Origin of the sequence: Ramlibacter sp., assembly GCF_036383835.1 — a bacterium.
Taxonomy (GTDB): Bacteria; Pseudomonadota; Gammaproteobacteria; order Burkholderiales; family Burkholderiaceae_C; genus Ramlibacter.
Genome location: NZ_DASVNN010000078.1, coordinates 1 through 25,551, shown reverse-complemented (window position 1 = coordinate 25,551; position 25,551 = coordinate 1). Strand labels below are relative to the sequence as shown.

Annotated in this window: 22 protein-coding genes; 16 read left to right on the top strand and 6 right to left on the bottom strand. The window is 69.8% G+C overall.

The window, feature by feature from the left end; translation table 11 throughout:
• Window positions 1–5: 5 nt before the first annotated feature.
• The 4 genes from VF522_RS13490 to VF522_RS13475 all read left to right on the top strand — a co-directional run bounded on the left by VF522_RS13490 (window position 6) and on the right by VF522_RS13475 (window position 4,912).
• Window positions 6–815 (top strand): carbon-nitrogen hydrolase family protein, encoded by an 810-nt coding sequence (locus VF522_RS13490; protein ID WP_330908793.1) that lies wholly within the window; start codon window positions 6–8, stop codon window positions 813–815.
• 94 nt (window positions 816–909) lie between these two features.
• Window positions 910–2,937, top strand: a complete 2,028-nt coding sequence (locus tag VF522_RS13485) for an ATP-binding protein (RefSeq protein WP_330908792.1) — start codon at window positions 910–912, stop codon at window positions 2,935–2,937.
• A 3-nt stretch (window positions 2,938–2,940) separates the two neighbouring features.
• The gene (locus VF522_RS13480; RefSeq protein WP_330908791.1) at window positions 2,941–3,567 is read left to right on the top strand and encodes a response regulator transcription factor; all 627 of its coding nucleotides are present in this window, start codon (window positions 2,941–2,943) and stop codon (window positions 3,565–3,567) included.
• A 151-nt stretch (window positions 3,568–3,718) separates the two neighbouring features.
• Window positions 3,719–4,912, top strand: a complete 1,194-nt coding sequence (locus tag VF522_RS13475; protein WP_330908790.1) for a murein transglycosylase A — start codon at window positions 3,719–3,721, stop codon at window positions 4,910–4,912.
• A gap of 33 nt (window positions 4,913–4,945) precedes the next feature.
• On the opposite strand, the gene VF522_RS13470 is transcribed toward VF522_RS13475, so the two are convergent.
• Window positions 4,946–5,422, bottom strand: a complete 477-nt coding sequence (locus VF522_RS13470) for an Lrp/AsnC family transcriptional regulator (RefSeq protein ID WP_330908789.1) — start codon at window positions 5,420–5,422, stop codon at window positions 4,946–4,948.
• Window positions 5,423–5,550: 128 nt separating this feature from the next.
• Between VF522_RS13470 and VF522_RS13465 the strand changes: the two genes are divergently transcribed.
• The 5 genes from VF522_RS13465 to VF522_RS13445 all read left to right on the top strand — a co-directional run bounded on the left by VF522_RS13465 (window position 5,551) and on the right by VF522_RS13445 (window position 14,973).
• The gene (locus VF522_RS13465) at window positions 5,551–9,117 is read left to right on the top strand and encodes an indolepyruvate ferredoxin oxidoreductase family protein (RefSeq protein WP_330908788.1); all 3,567 of its coding nucleotides are present in this window, start codon (window positions 5,551–5,553) and stop codon (window positions 9,115–9,117) included.
• 136 nt (window positions 9,118–9,253) lie between these two features.
• On the top strand, window positions 9,254–9,586 hold the full coding sequence (gene yajC / locus VF522_RS13460) for a preprotein translocase subunit YajC (RefSeq protein ID WP_330908787.1): 333 nt from the start codon (window positions 9,254–9,256) through the stop codon (window positions 9,584–9,586).
• A gap of 6 nt (window positions 9,587–9,592) precedes the next feature.
• The gene (gene secD, locus VF522_RS13455) at window positions 9,593–11,473 is read left to right on the top strand and encodes a protein translocase subunit SecD (protein ID WP_330908786.1); all 1,881 of its coding nucleotides are present in this window, start codon (window positions 9,593–9,595) and stop codon (window positions 11,471–11,473) included.
• A gap of 48 nt (window positions 11,474–11,521) precedes the next feature.
• Complete coding sequence (gene secF / locus VF522_RS13450) at window positions 11,522–12,475, top strand: protein translocase subunit SecF (RefSeq protein ID WP_330908785.1); 954 nt, start codon at window positions 11,522–11,524, stop codon at window positions 12,473–12,475.
• A 14-nt stretch (window positions 12,476–12,489) separates the two neighbouring features.
• Window positions 12,490–14,973: a DUF1631 family protein gene (locus VF522_RS13445; RefSeq protein ID WP_330908784.1), complete on the top strand. Its 2,484-nt coding sequence runs from the start codon at window positions 12,490–12,492 to the stop codon at window positions 14,971–14,973.
• A 115-nt stretch (window positions 14,974–15,088) separates the two neighbouring features.
• On the opposite strand, the gene VF522_RS13440 is transcribed toward VF522_RS13445, so the two are convergent.
• From VF522_RS13440 to VF522_RS13430, 3 genes are all read right to left on the bottom strand, one after another.
• A complete protein-coding gene (locus tag VF522_RS13440; RefSeq protein WP_330908783.1) occupies window positions 15,089–15,571 on the bottom strand; it encodes a DUF494 domain-containing protein in 483 nt (160 codons plus the stop codon).
• 87 nt (window positions 15,572–15,658) lie between these two features.
• Window positions 15,659–16,771, bottom strand: a complete 1,113-nt coding sequence (dprA, locus tag VF522_RS13435) for a DNA-processing protein DprA (RefSeq protein WP_330908782.1) — start codon at window positions 16,769–16,771, stop codon at window positions 15,659–15,661.
• A gap of 10 nt (window positions 16,772–16,781) precedes the next feature.
• Complete coding sequence (locus tag VF522_RS13430; protein ID WP_330908781.1) at window positions 16,782–18,008, bottom strand: LysM domain-containing protein; 1,227 nt, start codon at window positions 18,006–18,008, stop codon at window positions 16,782–16,784.
• A gap of 137 nt (window positions 18,009–18,145) precedes the next feature.
• On the opposite strand from VF522_RS13430, the gene def reads away from it, so the two are divergent.
• The 7 genes from def (at window position 18,146) to VF522_RS13395 (ending at window position 23,412) form a co-directional block, all read left to right on the top strand.
• A complete protein-coding gene (gene def / locus VF522_RS13425) occupies window positions 18,146–18,661 on the top strand; it encodes a peptide deformylase (RefSeq protein ID WP_330908780.1) in 516 nt (171 codons plus the stop codon).
• 10 nt (window positions 18,662–18,671) lie between these two features.
• Window positions 18,672–19,169: a hypothetical protein gene (locus VF522_RS13420; protein WP_330908779.1), complete on the top strand. Its 498-nt coding sequence runs from the start codon at window positions 18,672–18,674 to the stop codon at window positions 19,167–19,169.
• A gap of 13 nt (window positions 19,170–19,182) precedes the next feature.
• On the top strand, window positions 19,183–20,142 hold the full coding sequence (fmt, locus tag VF522_RS13415) for a methionyl-tRNA formyltransferase (protein ID WP_330908778.1): 960 nt from the start codon (window positions 19,183–19,185) through the stop codon (window positions 20,140–20,142).
• A complete protein-coding gene (locus tag VF522_RS13410; RefSeq protein ID WP_330908777.1) occupies window positions 20,142–20,876 on the top strand; it encodes an AzlC family ABC transporter permease in 735 nt (244 codons plus the stop codon). Before fmt ends, VF522_RS13410 begins: the two co-directional genes overlap by 1 nt.
• A complete protein-coding gene (locus VF522_RS13405) occupies window positions 20,873–21,211 on the top strand; it encodes an AzlD domain-containing protein (RefSeq protein ID WP_330908776.1) in 339 nt (112 codons plus the stop codon). Before VF522_RS13410 ends, VF522_RS13405 begins: the two co-directional genes overlap by 4 nt.
• A 61-nt stretch (window positions 21,212–21,272) precedes the next feature.
• Window positions 21,273–22,466 (top strand): phosphoglycerate kinase, encoded by a 1,194-nt coding sequence (locus tag VF522_RS13400; protein WP_330908775.1) that lies wholly within the window; start codon window positions 21,273–21,275, stop codon window positions 22,464–22,466.
• Window positions 22,467–22,653: 187 nt separating this feature from the next.
• Complete coding sequence (locus tag VF522_RS13395) at window positions 22,654–23,412, top strand: hypothetical protein (RefSeq protein ID WP_330908774.1); 759 nt, start codon at window positions 22,654–22,656, stop codon at window positions 23,410–23,412.
• 55 nt (window positions 23,413–23,467) lie between these two features.
• Here VF522_RS13395 and VF522_RS13390 read toward each other — a convergent pair whose 3' ends face one another.
• Together VF522_RS13390 and VF522_RS13385 are read right to left on the bottom strand one after the other, a co-directional pair.
• Complete coding sequence (locus VF522_RS13390; protein ID WP_414709521.1) at window positions 23,468–24,556, bottom strand: fatty acid desaturase; 1,089 nt, start codon at window positions 24,554–24,556, stop codon at window positions 23,468–23,470.
• Between the two features lie 65 nt (window positions 24,557–24,621).
• Window positions 24,622–25,221, bottom strand: coding sequence for a hypothetical protein (locus VF522_RS13385; protein ID WP_330908772.1), 600 nt, complete (start codon window positions 25,219–25,221; stop codon window positions 24,622–24,624).
• Window positions 25,222–25,551: the final 330 nt, after the last annotated feature.

Genomic DNA, 25,551 nt, shown 5'->3' with positions numbered 1-25,551 from the left:
CCCGCATGAAGATCGCCGCCCTCCAGACCGTCTCCGGGACCAGCCTGCAGGCCAACCTCGATCGCGCGCATGCACTGCTCGCCGAAGCCGCCGCGGCCGGCGCCGAACTCGCGGTGCTGCCCGAATACTTCTGCCTCATGGGCCAGCGCGACACCGACAAGCTGGCGGTGCGCGAGGCCCTCGGCCACGGCGTGGTGCAGGACTTCCTCGCGCAGGCCGCCCGCGAACTGCGCCTGTGGGTGGTGGGCGGCACCTTGCCGCTCGCGGCCGACGATGCCCAGCGGGTGCGCAACACCAGCCTGGCGTTCTCGCCGCAGGGCGAATGCGTGGCGCGCTACGACAAGATCCACCTGTTCCGCTACGACAACGGGCGCGAGCAGTACGACGAAGCCCGCGTGATCGAAGGCGGCCGCACGCCCGCTGCCTTCACGCTGCCCTCGCGCGACGGCCATGCCTGGCGCGTGGGACTCTCGGTCTGCTACGACCTGCGCTTTCCCGAGCTGTACCGCGCGCTCGAGGCCGACCTGCTGCTGGTGCCGAGCGCCTTCACCTTCACCACCGGGCAGGCGCACTGGGAAGTGCTGCTGCGCGCGCGGGCGATCGAGAACCTTGCCTACGTCTGCGCGCCGGCGCAGGGCGGCAAGCACGAGAACGGCCGCCGCACCTGGGGCCATTCCATGGTGGTCGATCCCTGGGGCGAGCTGCTCGGGCAGCGCGCGGACGAGGGGGCCGGCGTGGTGCTCGCCGACCTGGACATCGCCCGGATCGCGCAGGTGCGGCAGCAGTTGCCTGCACTGGAGCACCGGGTGTTGTGAGCGCCGCACGGCCGCCCGAAGGCGCTCGCCCCCTCCGCTTGCGGAGGGGGGAGGAGAAGGCCGCGCAGCGGACAAGCCTGGGGGAGGTACTCGCATGACATCAGTTGCGCTGCCTCCGCCGTCCCGCCTGCGTCGCCTGTCCAACTGGCGCCGCTGGTCGCTGTGGGGCCTGCTCGTCGGGCTGGTGGTGGCTCTGCTGGTCACGCTGGTGTGGCTGGCCGCGCGCTACGAGGCCAGCGTGGCGCAGAGCGACGTCGAGCGCGATGCGGCCGACGCGCTGAGCGACATCCGCTCCGCGCTCACCCGCAACGTGCAGGAGCTGCAGGCGCTGCAGTCGGCCCAGCGCGACCGGCACGATTGGCATCTCGCCGCGGAGCAGCTGCTGCGCGCACACCGCGAATGGGTGCGGATCGAATGGCGCGGTCCGGCTCCGGGACTGGAGCTGCGGGCCGAGGCCGACAGCCCCTATCGCTCGCCGGTGTTCGGCCGCTTCAGCCGCAGCAACACGCTCGCCGAGGTGCAGCAGGCCTGCGCCATGGCCGGCCGCCTGAGCAGCCACGCGTACGCGCGCAGCCATTTCGTGCCGCAGTCCGACGGCCTCGGGCTGGAGCTGATGGAGCTGTGCCTGCCGCAGGTGGAGGTGGGCCGGCTGGTCGGCTTCGTGGTGGCGACCTATTCGCTCACCGACCTGCTCGCCACGCACATCGGCCCGCAGATGGGGCGCAGCCAGGAGATCTCCTTCACCGAGGCGGACGGCACGCGGCTCGCGATGCACGGCCTGGCCCGCCGCGGCGCGCGCGTCTTCTCCGCGCAGCAGCTGCTGGACCTGCCCGGCGTCACCATGGTGCTGCGCATGGACAGCTGGCGGCGGCCGGAGCCGGACCTGTTTCCCAACGTGATGACGGCGCTGGTGACGGTGATGTCGATCGCGCTGGTCACGGTGCTGTTCATGCTGGGCCACGACACGCGCCGGCGCCTGCGGGTGGAGGAAGACCTGGCCGATGCGCTCGCCTTCCGCAAGGCGATGGAGGATTCTCTGGTCACCGGCCTGCGCGCGCGCGACCTGCAGGGACGCTCGACCTACGTGAACCCGGCTTTCTGCCAGATGGTGGGCTTCGCCGGCGACGAACTCCTGGGCAAGGGCCCGCCCGCGCCCTACTGGCCGCCGGAGTTCGCCGACGACTACCGCAAGCGCCAGGAAGTGCGCCTCGCCGGCGGCCACTCGCCGCCGCGCGAAGGCTTCGAATCGGTGTTCATGCGCAAGGACGGCTCGCGGTTCCCGGTGCTGATCATCGAGGCGCCGCTGATCAACGCGCAGGGGCTGCAGACCGGCTGGATGAGCGCGGTGCTGGACATCAGCGAGCAGCGCCGCGTGGAGGAGCTCTCGCGCGCCAGCCAGGAGCGCCTGCAGGCGACCGCGCGTCTCGCGACCGTCGGCGAGATGGCCTCGCTGCTGAGCCACGAGCTGAACCAGCCGCTGGCCGCGATCGCCAGCTACGCCAACGGTTCGATGAACCTGCTGCAGGACGCGCCGGCGCCGGCGCAGGACCTGCGCGTCGCCATCTCGCGCATCGCCGAGCAGGCCGAGCGCGCCGGCCGCGTGATCCGCAGCGTGCACGACTTCGTGCGCCGGCGCGACCAGGCGCGCGAGGCGATGCATCCGCAGGCGCTGGTCGACGCGATCATGCCGCTGGTGAACCTGCAGGCGCGCAAGCTGGGCGTGCGGGTGGAGACCCACATCCCCGCGGGATTGCCGCGCGTGTGGTGCGACCGCACGATGGTCGAACAGGTGCTTCTGAACCTGGCGCGCAATGCCATGCAGGCGATGGACGAGGCGCGCATCGCCCATCCGGCGCTGCAGATCCAGGTGCGCGCCACCGGGCCCAGCGAAGGCGGCAAGCGCTGGCTGGAGTTCGCGGTGACCGATTGCGGCCCCGGCATCCCGGAGCAGGTGAAGCAGCAGCTGTTCACGCCCTTCTTCACCACCAAGGCCGAGGGCATGGGCCTGGGGCTGTCGCTGTGCCGCACGGTGGTCGAGCAGCACGGGGGCTACCTGCTGTTCGAGCCCCACGTCCCGCAGGGTACGATCTTCCGCTTCACCTTGCCTGCGCAGAATCCTTGAGCCATGCAGCCCGCTGCCGACGCCACCGTGTTCATCGTCGACGACGACGCCGGGGTGCGCGACGCCCTCGCCTGGCTGCTGCGCTCGCGCCGGCTGCTGTCTTCCGCCTTCGACGGCGCCGAACCCTTCGTGGCCATGCTGCAGGGCGGCTTCCGGCCGGCGCAGCCCTGCTGCCTGCTGCTGGACGTGCGCATGCCCGGCATGAGCGGCCTGGCGCTGTTCGACCTGCTGCTGGAGCGCGGGCTGGTGCAGCCGATGCCGGTGATCTTCCTGACGGGCCATGCCGACGTGCCGACGGCGGTCGACATGGTCAAGCGCGGGGCCTTCGATTTCTGCGAGAAGCCGTTCTCGGACAACGCGCTGGTGGACCGCATCGAGGAGGCGCTGAAGCGATCGGCCGAGGTGCTGGCCGCCCAGCGGCAGAAGGGCGCCCTGCTCCATCGCCTGGAGGAACTCACCGAGCGCGAACGCGACGTCATGCGATTGGTGGCCAAGGGCCTGCCCAACAAGCTGATCGCCGACCAGCTCGCGATCAGCGTGCGGACGGTCGAGGTGCACCGCTCGCGGGTGTTCGACAAGATGGAAGTGAAGTCGGCGGTGGAGCTGGCGAACCTGCTGCGCGATTGGTAGCTTGCCGGGGTTGCACCCCAGCCTACGAACGCCCCGAAAGACGTCCGTCCCTGTAGGCTGGGGTGCAACCCCAGCAATCCACGTTCAGTTTTCGTCGTCCTCGGGCGGCGGCTCGCCACCTTTGCGTCCCGAGAACATCGTCCACCAGACGATGAACACCAGCACCAACAGCGCGGCCAGCGCTTCCAGCAGAATCAGCAGCATGTTCCGGTTCGTACTCCCCGCCGCCATTGTAGGAATGCTCGCGGCCTGCGTCTCCGTGCCCTTGCCGCCGGAGCCCCCGGCGCCCGCGATCAGCGTGCCGCGTCCCGCCGTGCCCACCGCGCCCGACGACGGCGGGCCGCTGCCGCCCGCGCTGCAGCAGGGCAAGGCGCGCTGGCAGCCGGTGCGCTGGTCCGAACTGCCGGGCTTTTCCGGCGATGCCCTGCACGAGGCCTGGAACGCCTGGATCCGCAGCTGCGAGCGGCCGCCGCCGCCGCACGCGGCGCTGTGTCCCGAGGTGCGGCGGCTGTCGATCGCCACGCCCGAGGAGCAGCGCGCGTGGATGATGCGCCGGCTGCAGCCCTATCGCATCGAGCCGCTGCAAGGCGGCGGCGAGGGCCTGCTCACCGGCTACTACGAGCCGATGCTGGAGGGCTCGCGCGCGCCGACCGCCACCCAGCAGGTGCCGCTGTACCGTCCGCCCGCGGACCTCGCCACGCGGCGCCCCTGGTACTCGCGGCAGGAGATCGACACGCTGCCGCAGGCGCGCGCCGCGCTGCGCGGCCGCGAGATCGTCTATGTCGCCGACCCGCTGGATGCGCTATCGCTGCAGATCCAGGGCTCGGGGCGCGTGCGCGTCACCGAAGCCGACGGCCGCGTGACGACCGTGCGGCTCGCCTATGCGGGCAGCAACGAGCACGCGTACCGCAGCGTCGGCGGCTGGCTGCTGCAGCAGGGGCTGCTGCGCGATGCCTCGTGGCCCGGCATCAAGGCCTGGGCCCGCGCCAACCCGCAGCGCATGCAGGAGATGCTGTGGAGCAACCCGCGTGTGGTGTTCTTCCGCGAGGAGCCCCTGTCGGACCTCGACGCGGCGTTCGGCCCGCGCGGCGCGCAGGGCGTGGCGCTGACCCCGGGACGCTCGATCGCGGTGGACAAGGAGTCGGTGCCGTACGGCACGCCGGTGTGGCTGTCCTCGCCGGGGCCGGTGCTGCCGCTGAACCGGCTGGTGATCGCGCAGGACACGGGCAGCGCGATCGTCGGCGCGGTGCGGGCGGATTACTTCGTCGGGTGGGGCCCGGAAGCGGGGGAGATCGCGGGTCGCCTGAAGCAGCCGCTGGCGATGTGGGTGCTCTGGCCGAAGTAGGCCGTCATCCCCGCCTTCGCGGGGATGACGGGATCACGGCTTCAGGTGCGACAAAGGCCAGCTCGAACTCGCCTTCACCTCCCCCAGCGAGAAGCTGGTGTGGATGTCCTTCACGTTCGGCAGGTTGATCAGCACCTTGCGCGCGAACTGCGCGAAGGTGTCGAGATCGCGCGCGACCACCTGCAGCTCGAAGGTGCCCGCGCCGCTGATGTAGTGGCAGGACACGATCTCCGGGATCTGCCGGATCGCGTCTTCCATCTCGCGGGTGCGTTCGCCGGTGTTGCGGTCGGCGTCCAGCCGCACGAAGGCCAGCACGCCCAGGCCGATGCGGTGGCGGTCGATCTCCGCGTGGTAGCCCTTGATGAAGCCGGCCTCCTCCAGCGCCCGCACGCGCCGCCAGCAGGGCGCCGCCGACAGGCCCACGCGCTGCGCCAGTTCCGCGTTCGTGAGGCGCGCGTCGGCTTGCAGCTCGCTCAGGATCTGGATGTCGTATCTGTCAAGTGTTTCCATTTTGGCCCGGTTCGCGAAAGATCCTTTCTCATCCTAAGGGTTTCACGGCACAGAAAGCAAAGACTTATCCGCGCGCCGCTCATACACTGCACCATCCCTACAGGCGCGCCCCCGGAGACAAACGCAACATGAACGCACCGCTGCCCGAACACATCCGCAAGGCGCTGGAGACCGTCACGCTGGACGACAAGTATTCGCTCGACGTCGGGCGGGCCTTCATGAGCGGCATCCAGGCCCTCGTGAAGCTGCCGATGCTGCAGCGCCAGCGCGATGCCCTCGTCGGCAAGAACACCGCCGGCTTCATCAGCGGCTACCGCGGCTCTCCGCTCGGCGGCTACGACCAGGCGCTGTGGAAGGCCAAGAAGTACCTGGCGGCGCAGAACATCGTGTTCCAGCCGGGCGTGAACGAGGAACTCGCCGCCACCGCGCTGTGGGGCACGCAGCAACTGGGCTTCGCGCCCGCCGGCAGCCACAAGCACGACGGCGTGTTCGGCATCTGGTACGGCAAGGGCCCGGGCGTCGACCGCTGCTCCGACGTCTTCAAGCACGCCAACATGGCGGGCACCACGCCCTGGGGCGGCGTGATCGCGGTGGCCGGCGACGACCACGTGGCCAAGAGCTCCACCGCGGCCCACCAGAGCGACCACATCTTCAAGGCCTGCGGCCTGCCGGTGTTCTTCCCGGCGACCGTGCAGGAGATCCTGGACCTGGGCCTGCACGCCTTCGCCATGAGCCGCTACGCCGGCGTCTGGGCCGGCATGAAGACGATCCAGGAGATCGTCGAATCGAGCGCCACCGCGGTGATCGATCCCGAGCGAGTTCGGATCCAGCTGCCCACCGATTTCCCCATGCCGCCCGGCGGCGTGCACATCCGCTGGCCCGACACGGCGCTGGAACAGGAAGCGCGCCTGTTCGACACCAAGTGGTACGCGGCGCTCGCGTACATCCGCGCCAACCGCCTGAACTACAACGTCATCGAGTCCCCGCACGACCGCTTCGGCATCATCGCCAGCGGCAAGGCCTACAACGACACGCGCCAGGCCCTCCTCGACCTGGGCCTGGACGACGACAGCTGCCGCCGCCTCGGCATCCGCCTGCACAAGGTGGGCGTGGTGTGGCCGCTGGAAGCGCAGGGCACGCGCGAATTCGCGCAGGGCCTGCGCGAGATCCTGGTGGTGGAAGAGAAGCGCCAGGTCATCGAGTACCAGTTGAAGGAGGAGCTGTACAACTGGCGTCCGGACGTGCGCCCCACCGTGCTGGGCAAGTTCGACGAGATCGAAGGCGATTACTCGGGCGGCGAATGGGCGATGCCGAACCCCACCGCCAACACGCTGCTGCGCGCCAACGCCGACCTGTCGCCGGCGCTGATCGCGCGCGCGATCGCCAGGCGCCTGAAGAAGATGGGCCTGGACGGCGACATCCAGGCGCGGATCGACGCCCAGCTCGCGATCCTGGAAGCCAAGGAACGCGCGATGCAGGTGGTGGAGGTCAAGGGCGACCGCATGCCCTGGTTCTGCTCGGGCTGCCCGCACAACACGTCCACCGTGGTGCCGGAAGGTTCGCGCGCGATGGCCGGCATCGGCTGCCATTTCATGGCGACCTGGATGGACCGCGCCACCGTCGGCTTCACGCAGATGGGCGGCGAGGGCGTGCCGTGGGTGGGGCAGCAGCCGTTCACGACCGAGAAGCACGTGTTCGCCAACCTCGGCGACGGCACCTACTTCCACAGCGGCCTGCTGGCGATCCGCCAGGCGATCGCCGCCGGCGTGAACATCACCTACAAGATCCTCTACAACGACGCGGTGGCCATGACCGGCGGCCAGCCGGTGGGCGAGCGTCCCGAGGGCCACTCGGTGCAGCAGATCGCGCACAGCCTGGAAGCCGAGGGCGTGCGCAAGCTGGTGGTGGTGACCGACCAGCCGGAGAAATACGAGGGCGCGAAGCTGCCCGCCGGGGTGACGGTGCACCACCGCGACCAGCTCGATCGCATCCAGCGCGAATTCCGCGAGCTCGAAGGCACCACCGCGATCATCTACGACCAGACCTGCGCCACCGAGAAGCGCCGCCGCCGCAAGCGCGGCACGATGGTGGACCCGGCCGTGCGCGTGATGATCAACGACCTGGTCTGCGAGGGCTGCGGCGACTGCAGCGTGCAGTCCAACTGCCTGTCGGTGGAACCGCTGGAGACCGAGCTCGGCCGCAAGCGCACCATCAACCAGAGCAGCTGCAACAAGGACACCAGCTGCCTCAAGGGCTTCTGCCCCAGCTTCGTCACCGTCGAAGGCGGCCAGCTGAAGAAAAAGGCGAAGAAGGAAGCGGTCGCCTCGCCCCACGACGGCGGCACCCTCCCCGAGCCGCTGCTGCCGCCCACCGCCGAGGCCTACGGCATCGTGGTGGCGGGCGTCGGCGGCACCGGCGTCATCACCATCGGCCAGCTGCTCGGCATGGCCGCGCACATCGAGGGCCGCGGCATCGTCACGCAGGACGCCGCCGGCCTCGCGCAAAAGGGCGGCGCCACGTGGAGCCACGTGCTGATCGCCGACACGCAGGACGCGATCCGCACCACGCGCGTCAGCATGGCCGCGGCCGACCTGGTGATCGGCTGCGATCCCATCGTGACCGGCGGCAAGGAAACGGTGCTGCGCATGCGCCAGGGGCGCACCCGCGTGGCGCTCAACGCGCACAGCACGCCGACCGCCGCGTTCGTGAAGAACCCGGCCTGGGACAACCCGTCGGATGCCTGCGCCGCCGAGATCGGCAAGTCGGTCGGGCCGGATGGCCTGGCCGCTTTCAACGCCGAGGCGCTGGCCTCGCGCGTGATGGGCGACAGCATCTACACCAACCCCATGATGCTCGGCTTCGCCTGGCAGAAGGGCTGGGTGCCGCTGGCGCGCGAATCCATCCTGCGGGCCATGGAGCTGAACGAAGTGGCGGTGGAGAACAACAAGCTCGCGTTCGAGTGGGGCCGCCGCGCCGCGCACGATCCGGCCGCGGTGGCCGTGCTGCTGGCGCCCGCCGCCCAGGTGATCGAGTTCAAGAAGCGCGAGTCGGTCGAGAGCCTGGTCGCGCGCCGCGTCGAGTTCCTCACGGCCTACCAGGATGCCGCCTACGCGCAGCGCTACCGCGACCTCGTCGAACAGGTGCGCGCCGCCGAGGCGCCGCTGGGCAAGACGACCCTGGCCGAGACGGTGGCCAGGGGCCTGTTCCGCCTGATGGCCTACAAGGACGAATACGAAGTGGCCCGCCTGCACGCCGAGACCGGCTTCCGCGAGAAGGTGGCCGCGCAATTCGAAGGCGACTTCAGGATCCACTACCACCTGGCCCCGCCCCTCGTCGCGAAGAAGAACGACAAGGGCGAGCTGGTCAAGCGCAAGTTCGGCCCGGCCACCTTCCACCTGTTCCGGCTGCTGGCCAGGCTGCGCGGCCTGCGCGGCACCGCCCTGGACGTCTTCGGCCGCACCGCGGAGCGCCGCACCGAACGCGCGCTGATCGAGGAATACCGCGCGACCGTGCAGGAGCTGCTGGCCGGCCTGACGCCCGCCCGCCACGCCCTGGCGGTGGAGATCGCCAACCTGCCGGACCAGATCCGCGGCTACGGCCACGTCAAGGAGCGCAACCTGGCGGCCGTCCGCCCGCAGTGGGAACGCCTGCTGCAGCAGTGGCGCGGCCCCGGCCAGGAACGCCGCGCCGCCTGATCCGGCTTGCCGGGGTCACCGGCGGCCCTGTTGCCGCCGCATACAATCCTTTTTCCCCCCGTGGCGCGCCGGCAGCGTGTTTGGCCGCGCGCGGGAGTTCCCAGTCGCTTAGCGGCTTCCCAGCCCTGGAGTCACCGTGTTCATTTCTTCCGCCTACGCCCAGACGGCGCCGGCCGCCGCGCCCGGCGGCGACATGATGTCGAGCTTCGGCAGCCTGCTGCCGCTCGTGCTGATGTTCGTCGTGCTCTATTTCGTGATGATCCGGCCGCAGATGAAGCGCCAGAAGGAGCACCGCTCGATGGTCGAGGCGCTGGCCAAGGGCGACGAGATCGCCACTTCCGGCGGCCTGCTCGGGCGCGTTACCCGCCTGGGCGACCAGTACCTGAGCGTGGAAGTCGCGCCCGGCGTCGAAGTGCAGGTGCAGCGCACCGCCGTGGTCCAGGTCCTGCCCAAGGGCTCGATCAAGTAAAGCCGGATGAACCGCTACCCCCTCTGGAAGTACCTGATCCTCGCGGTCGCGTTGATCATCGGGGTGCTCTACACCCTGCCCAACTTCTTCGGCGAGGATCCCGCCGTGCAGGTGTCGGCGGCGCGCAGCACGGTGAAGGTCGACGCGGCCACGCGCCAGCGCGTCGACCAGCTGCTGTCGCAGGCGGGCATCCAGCCGCTGGCGGTCAGCCAGGACGCGAGCTCGATCAAGATCCGGCTGGAGACGACCGACCAGCAGCTCAAGGCCAAGGACGCCCTCCAGCGCGCGCTGGCGCCGGACCCGGACAACGCCGGCTACGTGGTGGCGCTGAACCTGCTGTCCAAGACGCCCGCCTGGATGGCCTCCGTCAACGCGCGGCCCATGTACCTGGGCCTGGACCTGCGCGGCGGCGTGCACTTCATGCTGCAGGTCGACATGCAGGCGGCGCTCACCAAGAAGGCGGAGTCGCTGGCCGGTGACCTGCGCTCGGTGCTGCGCGACAAGAACGTGCGCCACGCCGGCATCAACCGCAACGGCCAGGCCATCGAGGTCGCATTCCGCGACGCGACGGCGCTGCAGGCGGCCCGCGGCGTGATCGCCGACCAGTTCGCCGACCTGCAGGTCGCCGAATCGGTGCAGGGGGACACCACCATGCTGCGCGCGACCATCAAGCCGGAAGCGGCCCGCCGCGTGCAGGACCAGGCGCTCAAGCAGAACATGACCACCCTGCACAACCGCATCAACGAACTCGGCGTCGCCGAGCCGGTGGTGCAGCAGCAGGGCCTCGACCGCATCGTGGTGCAGCTGCCCGGCGTGCAGGATCCGACGCAGGCCAAGCGCATCCTGGGCCGCACCGCGACCCTGGAGATGCGGCTGGTCGACGAGAGCGCCGAGGGCCGTTCCGCCGAACTGGGTTCCGGCGCCGTGCCTTTCGGCTCCGAGCGCTTCCTCGAACGCGACGGCCGGCCGGTGATCCTGAAGAAGCAGGTGGTCCTCACCGGCGACAGCCTCACCGATGCCCAGGCCAACTTCGACCAGCAGACCCAGCAGCCCAAGGTGGACCTCACGGTCGACGCCAAGGGCGGCCGCATCATGCGCGACGTCAGCCGCGAGAACATCAAGAAGCGGATGGCGATCGTCCTGTTCGAGAAGGGCAAGGGCGAGGTGCTGACGGCGCCGGTGATCCAGAGCGAGCTGGGCAACCGCTTCCAGATCTCGGGCTCCATGAACACGGTGGAAGCCAACGAACTGGCGCTGCTGCTGCGCGCCGGCTCGCTGGCCGCCCCCATGGAGATCATCGAGGAGATGACCATCGGCCCGAGCCTCGGCGCCGAGAACATCGCCAAGGGCTTCCACAGCGTGGCCTGGGGCTTCGTCGCGATCTGCGCCTTCATGATCGTGTACTACATGCTGTTCGGCGCGTTCTCCGCAGTGGCCCTGGGCTTCAACCTGCTGCTGCTGGTGGCGATCCTGTCGATGCTGCAGGCCACCCTGACGCTGCCCGGCATGGCCGCCATGGCGCTCGCGCTGGGCATGGCCATCGACTCGAACGTGCTGATCAACGAGCGGGTCCGCGAGGAACTGCGCGGCGGGGCTTCCCCGCAGGCGGCGATCCACGCGGGCTACGACCGGGCCTGGGCCACCATCCTCGACTCCAACGTCACCACCCTGATCGCCGGCGTGGCGCTGCTCGCCTTCGGTTCGGGGCCGGTGCGGGGCTTCGCGGTCGTCCACTGCATCGGCATCCTCACGTCGATGTTCTCCGCGGTGTTCTTCTCGCGGGGACTGGTGAACCTCTGGTACGGCCGGCAGAAGAAGTTGAAGGCGGTATCCATCGGAACGGTCTGGCGGCCGGGCTCCGATGGCGCTATAACCAAGGCCGAGTAAAAAAATCGAGTCTCGGGCGCGCCCGGCGCGCCCGCATAAGGACAAGCAGTGGAGTTTTTCAAGATCCGGCGGGACATCCCGTTCATGAAGAACGCGCTGGTCTTCAACGTGGTCTCCCTGGTCACGTTCCTGGCCGCGGTGTTCTTCCTGGTGACCAAGGGTTTGCACCTTTCCGTCGAATTCACCGGCGGCACCGTCATGGAGGTCGGTTACGCGCACACCGCCGAAGTGGAGGGCGTGCGCAAGACCATCAGCAACCTGGGCTACACCGACGTGCAGGTGCAGAACTTCGGCACCTCGCGCGACGTCCTGATCCGCCTGCCCGCCCAGAAGGGCGTCAGTTCGGCACAACAGAGCGAGCGCACGCTGACCGCGTTGCGTACCGCCGACCCCACCGTGACCTTGCGGCGCACCGAGTTCGTCGGCCCGCAGGTGGGTGAGGAGCTGGTGACCAACGGCCTGAAGGCGCTCGCGATGGTGGTGATCGGCATCGTGATCTACCTGGCGATCCGCTTCGAATGGAAGTTCGCGGTGGCGGCCATCCTGGCCAACCTCCACGACGTGGTGATCATCCTGGGCTTCTTCGCCTTCTTCCAGTGGGAGTTCTCGCTGGCGGTGCTGGCGGCGGTGCTCGCGGTGCTGGGCTATTCGGTCAACGAGTCGGTCGTGATCTTCGACCGGATCCGCGAGACCTTCCGCCGGCAGCGCCGCATGAGCACGGTGGAAGTGATCGACCACGCCATCACGTCGACGATCAGCCGCACGATCATCACCCACGGCTCGACCCAGATGATGGTGTTGTCGATGCTGCTGTTCGGCGGCGCCACGCTGCACTACTTCGCGCTGGCGCTGACCATCGGCATCCTGTTCGGCATCTATTCCTCCGTGTTCGTCGCGGCGGCCATCGCCATGTGGCTGGGCATCAAGCGGGAAGACCTCGTGAAGGGCACGTCCAAGCGCGAGGGCGATCCCAACGACCCGAACGCGGGCGCCGCCGTCTGAGGAAGACCGGCAGGATGTCGACCACGCTCACTCCTGCCTCGGCGCCGCTGGCGCGGCAGGCGCGCGAGCGTTTCGTCGGCCACATGGAAGGCGTGCTGCCGGAGCTGACGGAGGCGGTGCGCAACGCCTTCAACGAGCAGATGGCCAATGCGCAGAGCAGCCGCGAGATGGGCCAGAAGCGCGATGCGCTGGTGGACTTCGAGCGCAGCGCGGCGGGCTGGGTCGACAGCGTGTCGCGCGCCTGGCGCCGCGCCGTCCTCCCGCCCTCGGCCACCGGCCGCGCGCGCCTGGAGCTCGCGAGCCTGGAACTGATCGGCGACGAGGTCGTGGAAAACAAGATCCTGTCGTCGCGGCTCGCGATGGCGGTGCAGGAAAAGGCCGTCTGGGACCTGAACGACCTCAAGCTGCGCATCACGCACCTGGAAGGCGGCGAGGAACTCGCCACCGAGGACGTGCTGCGGCCCGAGGCGCTTGCGCAGATGCTGGTGGAGCAGTGGAGCGCCGCGCAGCTCACGCGAGACAGCTGGGTGGCCGTCAAGGACGTGATCCAGAGGCTGGTGGTCCCGCGCGCCCTGGCGGGCTACCAGCAGGCCAACGAGTTCCTGGTGGACAGCGGGGTGTTGCCGCACATCGAGCTGCGCTCGCGCGTGAAGCGCTCGACCGCGCCGGAACGCGGCGCGCGCTCTTCCGGCGGGGCGGATGCCACCATGCCCGGTGGCGCTGCCGGCGGGCCCGGCGGTGCGGGCGCGGGCGGCGGCGGCGGTTGGGGTGGACAAGGTGGCGGCGGTGCGGCCGGCCCTGGCGGCCCCGGCGGTGAAGCCGGAGGCGGTGGTGGCGGCCGCGGCGTCGACGGTGCCGGAGGTTCCGGCGGCGGTGCCGCCGGCCCATTCCTGTCGAACGGCCAAGGGGGCGGTGCTTCGCCGACCAGTTTCTTTGCGCCCGCCGGCGGCGGTGGTCCCGACCCGGACGATACGGCCGGCGCCACGCCGCTCGCGCGTGCCCGGGCGCGCGCCACCGGCGTGATCGGCCAGCTGCGCCGGCTGCTGCGCGACAAGATCGGCTCCGAGCCGCAGGGCGCGGGCCATCCCTCGCCCTCGCTGGTGCAGGCGGTCACGCAGGTGGCCACCCAGGTGCAGACGCAGGTGCAGACCCGGGTCAACGAGGCCATGACGGTCGGCGACATCGTCATCTTCGACGACGAGGCGGTCGAAGAGGTCGCGCTGGACCTGCGCCAGCGCACCCAGGAACTGAAGAAGAAGGCGTCGACTTCCAGCGAGAAGGCGACCATCGAGATCGTGGCCCTGATGTTCCAGAGCATCCTGGCCGAGGAACGCATCCCGCCCGCCGTCCGCGTCTGGTTCGCGCGGCTGCAGATGCCGGTGCTGCGCGTCGCGCTCGCGGAGCCCGAGTTCTTCGGCTCGCTGGAGCATCCGGCGCGCCAGCTGATCGACCGCATGGGCTCCTGCGTGCTGGGCTTCGACTCCACCGCGATCTCCGGCAGCGCGCTGGAGAACGAGATCCGCCGCGTGGTGCAGGTGATCGAGCAGTACCCGGAAACCGGCCGCCGCGTGTTCCAGCTCGTGTACGACGAGTTCCAGCGCTTCCTCTCGCGCTACCTCACCGAGAAGGGCCCGACGCAGAAGCTGGTGAGCGTCGCGCAGCAGGTGGAGCAGAAGGAGACGATGGCGATCCAGTACACCATCGAGCTGCGCAAGATGCTGGCCGACGTGCCGGTGCGGGAAGAGATCCGCGAATTCCTGTTCAAGGTGTGGGCGGAGGTGCTGGCCGTGGCCGCGGTGAAGAACGGGCCGCAGCACGAGGAGACGCTGGCGCTGAAGAAGTCCGCCAGCGACCTGGTGTGGGCCGCCAGTGCCAAGCCGAACCGCCACGACCGCGCCAAGGTGATCCAGGACCTGCCGGACCTGCTGGCGCGCCTGCGCCGCGGCATGAGCCTGCTGGGGCTCGATCCGTCGGAGCAGGAGAACCACATCAAGGTGATCGGCGACACGCTGGCCGACGCCTTCCTGTCCAAGACCGAGGCGATCCCGCATGCGCGCATCGAGGAGATGACGCGGCGGCTCGCCAACCTCGAGGACTTCGTCTCCGACGACTCCGCCGGCGAGCTGCCGCTGGACCAGGAGAGCATCGAGATGATGCTGGGCATCGACGCCTCGATGATCGAGGTGATCAGCCAGGGCGGCTCGCACCCGAACGCGGCGATGCTGTCCTGGGCCAACGAGCTGCAGCTCGGGAACTGGTTCACGCTGGACCACAACGGCCGCGTCGCGCAGGTGCAGTACGCCTGGTGCAGCGAGCGCCGCCAGCTGCACCTGTTCGCCTCCAGCGACGGCCACTGCTACCTGATGCCCGTGCGCCGCCTGGGCGCCTACCTGCAGGCGGGGCTGGTGGTGCCGACGGAGGAAGAAGCGCTGACGGTGCGCGCCACGCGGGATGCGCTGGCGAAGCTGGATGCGAATCCGGAGCGGTTGCTGCAGTAGTACCGTCATTCCCGCGAAGGCGGGAACCCAGAGCGCCCCAGGAACAAAGCGGCCCGTCGGCCGCTTTGTCATTCGATGCCCTGGGTCCCTGCCTGCGCGGGGATGACAAAAACCTTCAATGCGCCAGCCGCCCCGCGCTGTCGTCGCACAGCTCGTCGAGGATCAGCGCGTCCGGCTCGTGCCCGAAGCGCCAGTACACCATCAGCACGATGATCTTCAGCGCGTCGAGCGTGACCGGGTCGCCCGGAGCCGCCATCGCGCGGTCCACCACGATCTCGCGCAGCGCCGGCGGCAGTACGCCGGAGCTTTCGAGGAAGGTGATGAAGCCGAGGCAGTCGGCGCCGAGGTGGTCCTGTTCCGCGACGGAGAAGACGCGCATGCTGGCGTCGCTCGGCTGCGGGGTCCATTCGGCCTGGCTTTCCGCCGGCAGCTCGATGTTCTGGGCTGCGACGTTGAGGCCGTCCAGCCAGAGCAGCGCCTGGTGGATCTCCTCGGGTTCGAAGCCATGGGCGCTGAGCTTGCGTTCGAGCTGGTGCAGCTCGGGGCAGGCATCGCCGCGCCAGTAGTTTTCGTAAACGAACACCAGCACTTCAAACATGAGCCCAGACATTGCCACAAGCCCGGGCGAGGCGCGAGCGATTTCTGCGATGTGTTGCCGCCGCGCGTCGGCGAAAGAACGTGCGAACTAGGCCGCGCCCACGCGCTGGAACAGGCCGCCCGGCAGCCGCGCGAGCTCGCCCGCGAGCTCCAGCTCCAGCAGCTTCGCCTGCAGCAGCGGCGCCGGGATGCCGGTGCGCGCGATCAGCGCATCGAGGCCGATGGGGTCGTAGCCCATGGCATCGAGCAGCGGATCCTCGCCCTCGGCGTCTTCCTCGGGATCGTGCAGCGCCGGCGCGGCCGGCAGCACCAGCCTCAGGTCCTCCAGCACGTCCTGCGCGCTTTCCACCAGCTTGGCGCCCTGCCGCAGCAGCGCGTGGCAGCCGCGCGCATGCGGCGAATGGATGGAGCCAGGGATCGCGAAGACTTCCTTGCCCTGTTCTGCGGCGAGCCTCGCGGTGATCAGCGAGCCCGATTTCAGCGCCGCCTCCACCACCAGCGTGCCCTGGCCCAGGCCCGCGATCAGCCGGTTGCGGCGCGGGAAGTTTTCCTTCAGCGGCGGCGTGCCGACCGGATATTCGCTCACGATCATGCCGCGCTCGGCGATGCGGTGCGCCAGCTCCAGGTGGCGCTTCGGATAGACGCGATCGATGCCGGTGCCGACCACCGCGATCGTCGCGACCGCTCCGGCCGCCGCGCCCTCCAGCGCGCCGTCATGCGCCGCGCCGTCGATCCCGAGCGCCATGCCCGACACCACCGTCACGCCCGCTTCGGCGAAGGCGCGGGAGAAGCGGCGCGCGTTCTGCAGGCCCTGCGGCGTCGGATTGCGGCTGCCGACGACGGCAAGGGCGCGCTGCGGCGCGGCGGTGAGCAGGCCCATGCGATAGAGCATGAGCGGCGGGTCTTCCATCGCGAGCAGGGCCGCCGGATAGCCCGGATCGCCGAGCGTGAGCACCTCCCGCGCGGGCCCCTCGCGCTGCAGCCAGGCGAGGGTCGCATCGAGCTGCGCGGCAAGCGCCGGCGGCTCCTTGCGCAACGCTCCGAGCCGCGCGCCATCCAGCACCTGCGCGAGGGCGGCGTCGTCCTGCGCGAAGATGGACTGCGGAAGGCCGAAGGCCGCCAGCAGCCTGCGGGCGGCCTGGGGGCCGAGCCCCGGAGTCAGCGCGAGGCGCAGCCAGCCGGCCAGCTCGTCGCGCTGCATGGGGAGGGACTCAGCGCGGGTTGACCACCCGGTCGCCGACACGCACGACGTCGGTGACGTCCAGCACCAGCGCGTAGGAGAGGCGGTCGAAGCTGCGGAACACCATCATCAGGCCGTTGCGCTCGTCCGGCAGCTGCAGGTGCGCGCGCTCGCCGTCCTTGGAACGGTCCACGATGCGGCGGCCGGCTTTCTGGATCGCCAGCACGTGGCCGGTCTCCACGCCGTCGGCGAGGCCCTTGTTGATCACGACCACCTGGCTCTGGCCCGCCATCGCCACGGCATCGCCGTAGACCGACACGATGGTGCCGTCCACCGCGTGCACGGGCGCGTGCGGAACGTAGCTTCCGAGCATGCGCGCCGGTTCCGGCAGCAGGCGGTCGCCCACGCGGATTTCTTCCTTCGCGCGGGTGATGTCGATGGTGGCCGGCACCAGCATGGTGGCGGCTTGGGTGGCGGAGCTCACGTCCTTCACGCCTTCGCCACGGACCAGTTCCGCGCTGCCGAGGTACTTGGCTTCGAAGCCCAGCACCTGGCGCGTGCCCGGATCGCGCAGCGGCGTGGCATTGCGGAAGACGCGGAAGTTGTCGGACACTCGCGGATCCCGTTCGACCAGGGGCGTGCCGGTCATGCCGCGGGCATAGGCGCGGTCGCCCTGGGTGATCAGCACCCGGTCTTCCGGCACGGCGACGATGCGCGGGGCGTTCTCCAGCGTCTCGGCGTCGTTGACCAGGATGGCTTCGTTGAGGAACGGCTCGATCAGGTGCGGCGGCAGCGTCGGGATCGAGGTGTCCACCAGGCCGGCCAGGCGGGTGCGCGGCGAGACGCGCACGGTGTCGAGCGCAGTGCCGGCGGGCGGCTGGCCGATGCGCAGGCGCGCCAGGCCGTCGACCTTCTCCAGGTACAGGATCTGGCCCGGATAGATGCGGTGCGGGTTGCGCACCTGGTCCATGTTCATGCCCCACAGCTCGGGCCAGCGCCACGGGCTCTTGAGGAACATGCCGGAGATGCCCCACAGCGTGTCGCCGGACTTGACGGTGTAGGTGTCGGGTGCGTTGGGGGCCAGCTCGGACAGCGGCACGCCGGCGGCGGCGACCTGCTCCGCGGTGGAGCGCTGTTGCGGGGTGACGGGGAAGTTCTGCGCCAGGACCGTGAGTGCCAATCCGCTGCCCGCGACCAGCGCGGCCGCGGCCGCCAGGGTGCGGGGAGACAGGAGGAAAGCCGTCTTGGAACGAGCCATGTTGTTTGAGTCCGCTCTTGACAAGTTGCTGGCGATTCTGGGCTCAAGTCCTTGATTGGGCAATGAATATTGGCTTTACGGCACTCCTGCGCCGACAAAAGTGGCGAAAATAGCGACAACGCCCCCACACGATTTCCATGGCTCTCCTTTCCATCCTGACCTATCCCGATCCCCGGCTTCACACCGTCGCCAAGCCCGTGAAGGAAGTGGACGCACGCATCCGCGACCTGATCCGGGACATGCTGGAAACGATGTACGACGCCAACGGCATCGGCCTCGCCGCCACCCAGGTGGACGTGCACGAGCGCCTGCTCGTGATCGACGTGTCGGAGGAGCGCAACGAGCCCCTGGTGCTGATCAACCCCGAGATCCTGTGGGCCAGCGACGACAAGCAGCTGGGCGACGAAGGCTGCCTGTCGGTGCCGGGCATCTACGACGGCGTGGAGCGCTCGCGCGCCATCAAGGTGAAGGCCCTGGACGGCGAGGGCCGCTCGCGCGAGATCGAGGCCGAGGGCCTCCTCTCGGTCTGCGTCCAGCACGAGATGGACCACCTGCTGGGCAAGGTCTTCGTCGAGTACCTGTCGCCGCTCAAGCGCAATCGCATCAAGACCAAGATGCTCAAGGCGCGCCGGGACACCGAGCGCGTCGCCTAGGAGGATCGTCATGCGTCCCTGGTTCCTGCTGGCCGTCTCCGCCTTGCTGCTCGGTGGCTGCGCCCACCCCTGGAACACCGTGAACGTCGCGCCCGGCACGCCGCGCGAGCAGGTGATCGCGCAGGCCGGGCCGCCGGTCGCGATCGTTGCGCTGCCCGGAGGCGGGCAGCGGCTGCAGTACTCGCTGCAACCCCTGGGGCAGTACGCTTTCATGGTGGACGTCGATCCTGCGGGCCGCGTGGTCGGTTCGCGCCAGGTGCTGACCGAACTCGAGTTCCAGCGGATCGAACCGGACCGCTGGACGCTGCAGGACGTGCTGCGTGAATTCGGCCCGCCGGCGCGGGTCGACGGCGTCAGCAGCTTCCACGGCCAGGTGCTGACCTACCGCTGGCGCGACCGCGCCAACGCCGACATGTTCTACTGGGTCTACGTGGACCCGCAGGGCGTCGTGCGCCGGGCCCATCCGGGGATGGAGCAGCGCAACGACTCCGACCCGCGGACCAGGTAAGGCACGGACCCGGATGCGCGTCGTTTATGCCGGCACGCCCGACTTCGCGCGGGCGGCCCTGGAGCGCCTGCACGCAGCGGGCTTCACCATCCCCCTGGTGCTCACGCAACCGGACCGGCCGGCGGGTCGCGGCATGAAGCTGCAACCGTCGCCGGTGAAGCAGTTCGCGCTGGAACACGGCATCGCCGTCGCGCAGCCGCGCAGCCTGCGGCTCGACGGCAAGTTCCCCGAGGATGCCGCCGCGGCGCGCGAGGCGCTGCAGCACGCTGCCGCCGACGTGATGGTGGTGGCCGCCTATGGCCTGATCCTGCCGCAATGGGTGCTGGACCTGCCGCGCCTGGGCTGCCTGAACATCCACGCCTCGCTGCTGCCCCGGTGGCGCGGCGCCGCGCCGATCCACCGCGCGATCGAAGCCGGTGACGCGGAGACCGGCGTCACCATCATGCAGATGGACGCCGGGCTCGACACCGGCGACATGCTGCTGGTGGAGCGCCTCCCGATCGTGCCGCGGGACACGACGGCCACCCTGCACGACAAGCTCGCGGTCCTCGGCGGCCGCCTCGTCGTCGAGGCGCTCGAGATCGCGGCCTGCGGCGGCTTCCGTCCGGTGAAGCAACCCGAAGAGGGCGTGAACTACGCGCACAAGATCGAGAAGGCCGAGGCGGCCGTCGACTGGTCGCAGCCGGCCGCGGCGATCGAGCGCCGCATCCGCGCCTTCGATCCCTTCCCCGGTGCGAGCGCGCAGGTCAGGGGCGAGACGATCAAGCTGTGGCGCGCCCGGGCGATCCCCGGGCGCGGCAACGTGGCGCCGGGCACCATCGTTGCGATCGACGAGCACGGCATCGGCGTGGCCTGCGGCGATGGCAGCCGGCTGGAGATCGCCGAGCTGCAGCGCCCGGGCGGCAAGCGCCTGCCCGCCGCCGATTTCCTGCGCGGCTTCCCGCTCGAGCCCGGCCTGCGTTTCGAGGGCTGATGTTCTTCCTGCCCGCCATCCGCCGCCATCCCCTGTTCCGGGAAGGCATGAAAGCCTCGAGCCCGGTCGCACCGGGCATCGCCGCCTGGGGCCTCATGACCGGCGTGGCGATGGTCAAGTCCGGCATGAGCGTGGTCGAAGCGGTCGCGATGACGCTGCTGGTCTACGCCGGCAGTTCGCAGCTCGCGGCCATCCCGCTGATCGTCGCGGGCGCACCGGCCTGGGTGATCTGGGCCACCGGCTTCTGCGTCAACCTGCGCTTCGTCGTGTTCAGCCTGCACCTGCGCACCTACCTCATGCACCTGCCGCGCTGGCGCCGCCTGGTGAACGGCTTCCTCACGGCGGACCTGACCTATGCGGTGTTCACCGGGCGCTTTCCGCAGCCCGCGGCCGAACCGCAGGAGCGGCTCGCGCAGGAGTCCTTCCTTGCCGGCAACTACTTCGTCACCTGGTGTTCCTGGTGCGGCGCCAGCCTGCTGGGTGTGGCTCTGGGCAACCTGATCCCGTCGTCGTGGGGGCTCGGCTTCGCCGGCGTGCTGTGCCTGGTGGGCATCCTTTGCTCGCTCGCGAACACGCCGCTGCGCGTGCTGGCCGCCGTGGTGGCGGGCGCTGCCGCCGTCGCTGCCTACGCGCTGCCGCTGAAGCTCAACATCGTGGCGGCGATCGCGGTGGCGGTGCTCGCCTGCTTCTGGCTGGAAGGGCACCTGCCGCGGCCGAAGGAGCGCGCTGCGTGAGGGGTGCCACCGATGTCTGGACGCTGGTCGTGATCGCCGGCCTGGCCGGCGTGACGGTGCTCACGCGCTGCTTCTTCTTCATCCTGGACCGGCCCTGGTCGCTGCCGGCGTGGGCGCACCGCGCGCTGCATTACGCGCCGGTCGCGGCGCTGGCCGGCGTGGTCGTGCCCGAAGTGGTGATGACGCAGGGGCATCTGGTGACCACCTGGCAGGACGCGCGCCTGTTCGCCGCCGCCGTGGGTGCGGCGATCTTCTTCTGGCGCCGCAGCGTGCTCATGACCCTGCTGCTGGGCATGGCGGTGTACCTGCCCTTGCATCTCGGGTTGGGCTGGTAAGCCCGGCGCCGCGCCGGCTTCCTAGAATCGGGGGTCCCCAACCGATTCCCAAGAAGCTGTCATGAACGTCCTGCGCTTTTCCGATCTGTGCGACGAGGGCCGCGTCCGCGGCCGCCGCGTCTTCATCCGGGCCGACCTCAACGTCCCGCAGGACGATGCCGGCAACATCACCGAGGACACGCGGATCCGCGCATCCGTGCCCTGCATCCAGATGGCCCTGGCGGGCGGTGCCGCCGTGATGGTCACCTCGCACCTGGGCCGTCCCACCGAAGGCGAACTGAAGCCCGAAGACTCGCTCGCCCCGGTGGCGCAGCGCCTGTCCGAACTGCTGGGCCGCCCGGTGCCGCTGAAGCAGGACTGGGTCGACGGCGTCGACGTGCAGCCCGGCGAAGTGGTGCTGCTGGAGAACTGCCGCGTGAACAAGGGCGAGAAGAAGAACAGCCCCGAGCTCGCGCAGAAGATGGCGGCGCTGTGCGACGTCTACGTCAACGATGCCTTCGGCACCGCGCACCGCGCCGAGGCCACCACCTACGGCATCGCGCAGTACGCCAAGGTCGCCTGCGCCGGCCCGCTGCTGGCCGCCGAGATCGACGCCATCGGCAAGGCGCTCGCCCAGCCGAAGCGGCCGCTGGTGGCGATCGTGGCGGGCTCCAAGGTGTCGACCAAGCTCACCATCCTGCAGTCGCTGGCGAAGAACGTCGACCAGCTGGTGGTGGGCGGCGGCATCGCCAACACCTTCCTGCTTGCGGCCGGCCTGCCGATCGGCAAGTCGCTGGCCGAAGCCGACCTGGTGGGCGAGGCGAAGGCCGTGATCGAAGCGATGAAGGCGCGCGGCGCCGAGGTGCCGATCCCGACGGACGTGGTGGTGGCCAAGGCCTTCGCCGCGGACGCGCCGGCGACCGTGAAGAAGGCGCAGGACGTCGAACCCGACGACATGATCCTGGACATCGGCCCCGAGACCGCGCAAAAGCTCGCGCAGCAGCTGAAGTCCGCGGGCACCATCGTCTGGAACGGCCCGGTGGGCGTGTTCGAGTTCGACGCCTTCGCCCACGGCACCGAGACGATCGCACGCGCGATCGCCGCGTCGGACGCCTTCAGCATCGCCGGCGGCGGCGACACGCTGGCGGCGATCGCCAAGTACGGCATCGAGAAGGACGTCGGCTACATCTCCACCGGCGGCGGCGCCTTCCTGGAAGTGCTGGAAGGCAGGAAGCTGCCGGCTTTCGAGATCCTCGAGAAGCGCGCGGCCGGATAAGTCGTCATCCTCGCGCAGGCGGGGACCCGGGACGAACAGCAGCGGCCCGCCGGGCCGCTTGCTTTTTTTTGACGGAACGACGCCACGCCCAAGTCGCCAACTTGTTGACGGTTGCTCCGATTTCCGTAGCAACGGCGGACCCCCTCGTCGCGGAGCGCTTATGTTCGCGCACGAGGAGGAAAGAACGATGAAGATCTCGATGACGCGGCGCTCGGTCGCGTTCCTGGTGGCCACCGCCGCCCTGGCCGCACTCGCCGGTTGCGCGACGTCCGGCAATTTCCGCGCGGAGGCCTTCGGCGCCAACAAGACCTACGCAGTCGTGTCGCTGGTGTCCGACGACAAGGTCCAGTGCGGCCAGCCCACCGGGAATCCCTGCAACATGGGCGTCGTGGGCCTGGTGAACACGCTGGCCACGGCCAACGCGGCGTACCGCGAGGACGCGGCGCCCACGCTGGAGCTGGTGGCGCCCGCCCTGCTGCAGTCGCTCAAGGGCGTGCCGGGCCTGAAGCTCGCGTCCGACGTGCGCACCCTGTCCGCCTACAAGGCCACGAAGGCCGACGACGAGCCGCCCGGCTTCATGGGCAGCCGACTGATGGTGGCCAAGGGCTACAAGTACTTCCCGGACAGCCGGCTCGGCAAGATCGCCAGCGAGCTGAACGTGGACGGCGTGATCGTGCTGCGCATGAACTTCACCGCGATTCGCTCGGGCTTTCCGGTGATGGGCTTCGGCGGCGGCCACGTGGCCGAGACGATCGTCCACGTCACCGCCGTCGACCGGCAGGGCAAGGTCGTCTGGTCCGACCGCGCGCGGGGAAGCTCGGACGCCAGCGCGGGAAGCGTCGCGGGCGGCGTGGACTTCCCCAAGCTGAGGCCCTTGTTCGTCGAGTCGACGAACAAGGCGATGAAGCGCCTCGCCGAAAACGCCGGGAAATCGGGCGGCACCTGAGTTTCGCGGTGGGAGGGAGGGCCTCCCACCCGGGCCCCAGCCGCCGCGCCGGACCTCACGCGGCGGGCGAGGACGTGGCCCGGCCCGCGTAATCCGTCCAGCAATCCCGCTCGAAGTCGTACAGCTTGCACTTGCGCGCGGTCCCGAAATACCACTTCCACGAGAACGGCTGGATGACGATGCGCCCCGGCAGCATCTCTTCCAGCTTCGCCTGCGCCTTTTCCAGCCGGTAGAGCGGGATCGTCATGTCCACGTGGTGCGCGGTGTGCTCCATGATGTGGTGCAGCACGGCGCCGATGCCGTACGGGAAGGTGAGGTGCACCGTGGTCGACACGAAGGGCTGCGCGCGCGACCACCCGGCTCGGTCGGCGTGCCAGTGCACGGCGGTGTGCGTGTGGTGCACGTAGACCACGAAGCCGATCATCGACAGCCAGGACACGAAAGGCGCGGCGAAGCCCGCGAGCAGCAGGGTGGCGAAGGACTGCTGCGTGGAGTCCGCCACCAGCCACAGCGCCGCGAACCACGCGAGCGCGAAGGCGGACACCAGCAGGTTGTCCAGCAGGAACGCGCGCCGGCGCGTGGGCATGTGGCGCCGTCCCGGGAAGAACATGCGCTTCCACCAGACCTCGACCAGGTAGTACAGGCCCGGCGCCCAGCCGCTGCGATACACGCGATCCAGCACGCGTTGCACGGGCGTGAGCGCGGCGTACTCCTGCGCCGTGAACGGCGCCCAGACGAAGTCGAAGCCCTTGAGGTTGGTGTAGCCGTGGTGCACGACGTTGTGCCCCACTTCCCACAGGCTGTAGGGCGTGAGCGAAGGCAGGAAGGCGATGCGCCCCAGCCAGTGGTTCAGCCGCCGGCGTGGCGTGAGGCTCTGGTGGCAGGCGTCGTGGCCGATGATGAACAGGCGTCCGGTCACGAAGCCGGCGGCGAGGCCGCAAGCCAGCTTGGCCCAAGCGCCGGCGAAGAAGGCGGTGCCGGCCAGTGCCGCGAGCAGCAGCACATAGTCGAAGGCGAGCAGCAGGATCGGACGGAGCGTGGCGCGCTCGGCGAGCGGCAGCAGCCACTGTCGGATCTGCTTGCGGTGCGGCATGGCCGCCGCGGGCGGGACGGGAGCGTAGGAAGTCGACATGGAGCCGGCCATGCTAGGCCGGCTCCGGTCGCCTGTCGCTGACCTGCGTCAAAGCCGCGCCGATACGGCGCGCGCGTTCAGGGCGCGGCCGACGCTTCCGGCTCGCGCACGACGTCGGTGTCGGGCGCCTCGGCCGTCATCACCGTCGGGGTGAAGTCCGGCGGCACGATGATCGTGTAGTGCGTGGGCATGTACACGCAGGGCAGCTCGGGCAGGTTGGAGTAGGCGCGCAGCGTCGCGCAGCCTTCCCAGAACTGGCGTTCCTGCTCGGTGTCCTTCCAGGTCTTCATGCCCCAGCCCAGGCCGAGCGCCACGCAGGCCGGCGCGAAGCCGCCGCCGGTGAGGATCGCGGCCGTGATGCACACGTTGTTGGCGCTGAAACCGCTCCACACCGACGCCATCATGGCGTTGGCTTCCGGCTGCTCGACGTCCGGCAGCTTGTCCACGTAGTTCAGCGCCACGACCTTCATGCCTACCGCGAGCACGGGGCCCAGCGGGTTCATTTCGGCGGCGCCGAGCGCGAGGCCCACGGCGGTGGACACGCCGTCCGCCACGGCGGCATTGCGCGCCTGCTCCCTGGCGTCCTGTGCGTGCACCGCGGGGAATGCGGCGATCAGCGCGGCGGCCGCCGCGAACGTGCGAAGGCCGGCAAGCGGCCTGGGTTTGCGATGTCCCAACTTCGTTCTCCTCTCGTTGTCCTTGTTGTGGGGAAGTGAACCATGCTCGGCCGCGGGCCGTGCCTGCTCGTTTTCCTACGGATGAGCAGAGTTTCAGCGGATGGCCGGGACGCGTCAGGACGCTCGTCGTTCCCCAGGCACCGGCGATCCAGCTCGACAGTAACGAGGCGTGAACCCCCGAGGAGAAGCGGTGGCGCCGGCCGCATCGGTGCCGCGCCCGGGGTGTGGCGTGGACGCCGCAAACAGGGGTTTCCGGCGCCGCGAAGGGGCCGAACAACACGCTGCATGTTGGTAACCGGCCCGTAACCGCTTCCGTGTGAGAATCGGAAC

Excerpts from the sequence above, each read along its gene's own strand:
- VF522_RS13490 (WP_330908793.1), top strand. The coding sequence starts at position 6 with ATGAAGATCGCCGCCCTCCAGACCGTCTCCGGGACCAGCCTGCAGGCC.
- VF522_RS13485 (WP_330908792.1), top strand. The coding sequence starts at position 910 with ATGACATCAGTTGCGCTGCCTCCGCCGTCCCGCCTGCGTCGCCTGTCC.
- VF522_RS13480 (WP_330908791.1), top strand. The coding sequence starts at position 2,941 with ATGCAGCCCGCTGCCGACGCCACCGTGTTCATCGTCGACGACGACGCC.
- VF522_RS13475 (WP_330908790.1), top strand. The coding sequence starts at position 3,719 with ATGAACACCAGCACCAACAGCGCGGCCAGCGCTTCCAGCAGAATCAGC.
- VF522_RS13470 (WP_330908789.1), bottom strand. The coding sequence starts at position 5,422 with ATGGAAACACTTGACAGATACGACATCCAGATCCTGAGCGAGCTGCAA.
- VF522_RS13465 (WP_330908788.1), top strand. The coding sequence starts at position 5,551 with ATGAACGCACCGCTGCCCGAACACATCCGCAAGGCGCTGGAGACCGTC.
- secD (WP_330908786.1), top strand. The coding sequence starts at position 9,593 with ATGAACCGCTACCCCCTCTGGAAGTACCTGATCCTCGCGGTCGCGTTG.
- VF522_RS13445 (WP_330908784.1), top strand. The coding sequence starts at position 12,490 with ATGTCGACCACGCTCACTCCTGCCTCGGCGCCGCTGGCGCGGCAGGCG.
- VF522_RS13440 (WP_330908783.1), bottom strand. The coding sequence starts at position 15,571 with ATGTTTGAAGTGCTGGTGTTCGTTTACGAAAACTACTGGCGCGGCGAT.
- dprA (WP_330908782.1), bottom strand. The coding sequence starts at position 16,771 with ATGCAGCGCGACGAGCTGGCCGGCTGGCTGCGCCTCGCGCTGACTCCG.
- VF522_RS13430 (WP_330908781.1), bottom strand. The coding sequence starts at position 18,008 with ATGGCTCGTTCCAAGACGGCTTTCCTCCTGTCTCCCCGCACCCTGGCG.
- def (WP_330908780.1), top strand. The coding sequence starts at position 18,146 with ATGGCTCTCCTTTCCATCCTGACCTATCCCGATCCCCGGCTTCACACC.
- VF522_RS13420 (WP_330908779.1), top strand. The coding sequence starts at position 18,672 with ATGCGTCCCTGGTTCCTGCTGGCCGTCTCCGCCTTGCTGCTCGGTGGC.
- fmt (WP_330908778.1), top strand. The coding sequence starts at position 19,183 with ATGCGCGTCGTTTATGCCGGCACGCCCGACTTCGCGCGGGCGGCCCTG.
- VF522_RS13410 (WP_330908777.1), top strand. The coding sequence starts at position 20,142 with ATGTTCTTCCTGCCCGCCATCCGCCGCCATCCCCTGTTCCGGGAAGGC.
- VF522_RS13400 (WP_330908775.1), top strand. The coding sequence starts at position 21,273 with ATGAACGTCCTGCGCTTTTCCGATCTGTGCGACGAGGGCCGCGTCCGC.
- VF522_RS13395 (WP_330908774.1), top strand. The coding sequence starts at position 22,654 with ATGAAGATCTCGATGACGCGGCGCTCGGTCGCGTTCCTGGTGGCCACC.
- VF522_RS13390 (WP_414709521.1), bottom strand. The coding sequence starts at position 24,556 with ATGGCCGGCTCCATGTCGACTTCCTACGCTCCCGTCCCGCCCGCGGCG.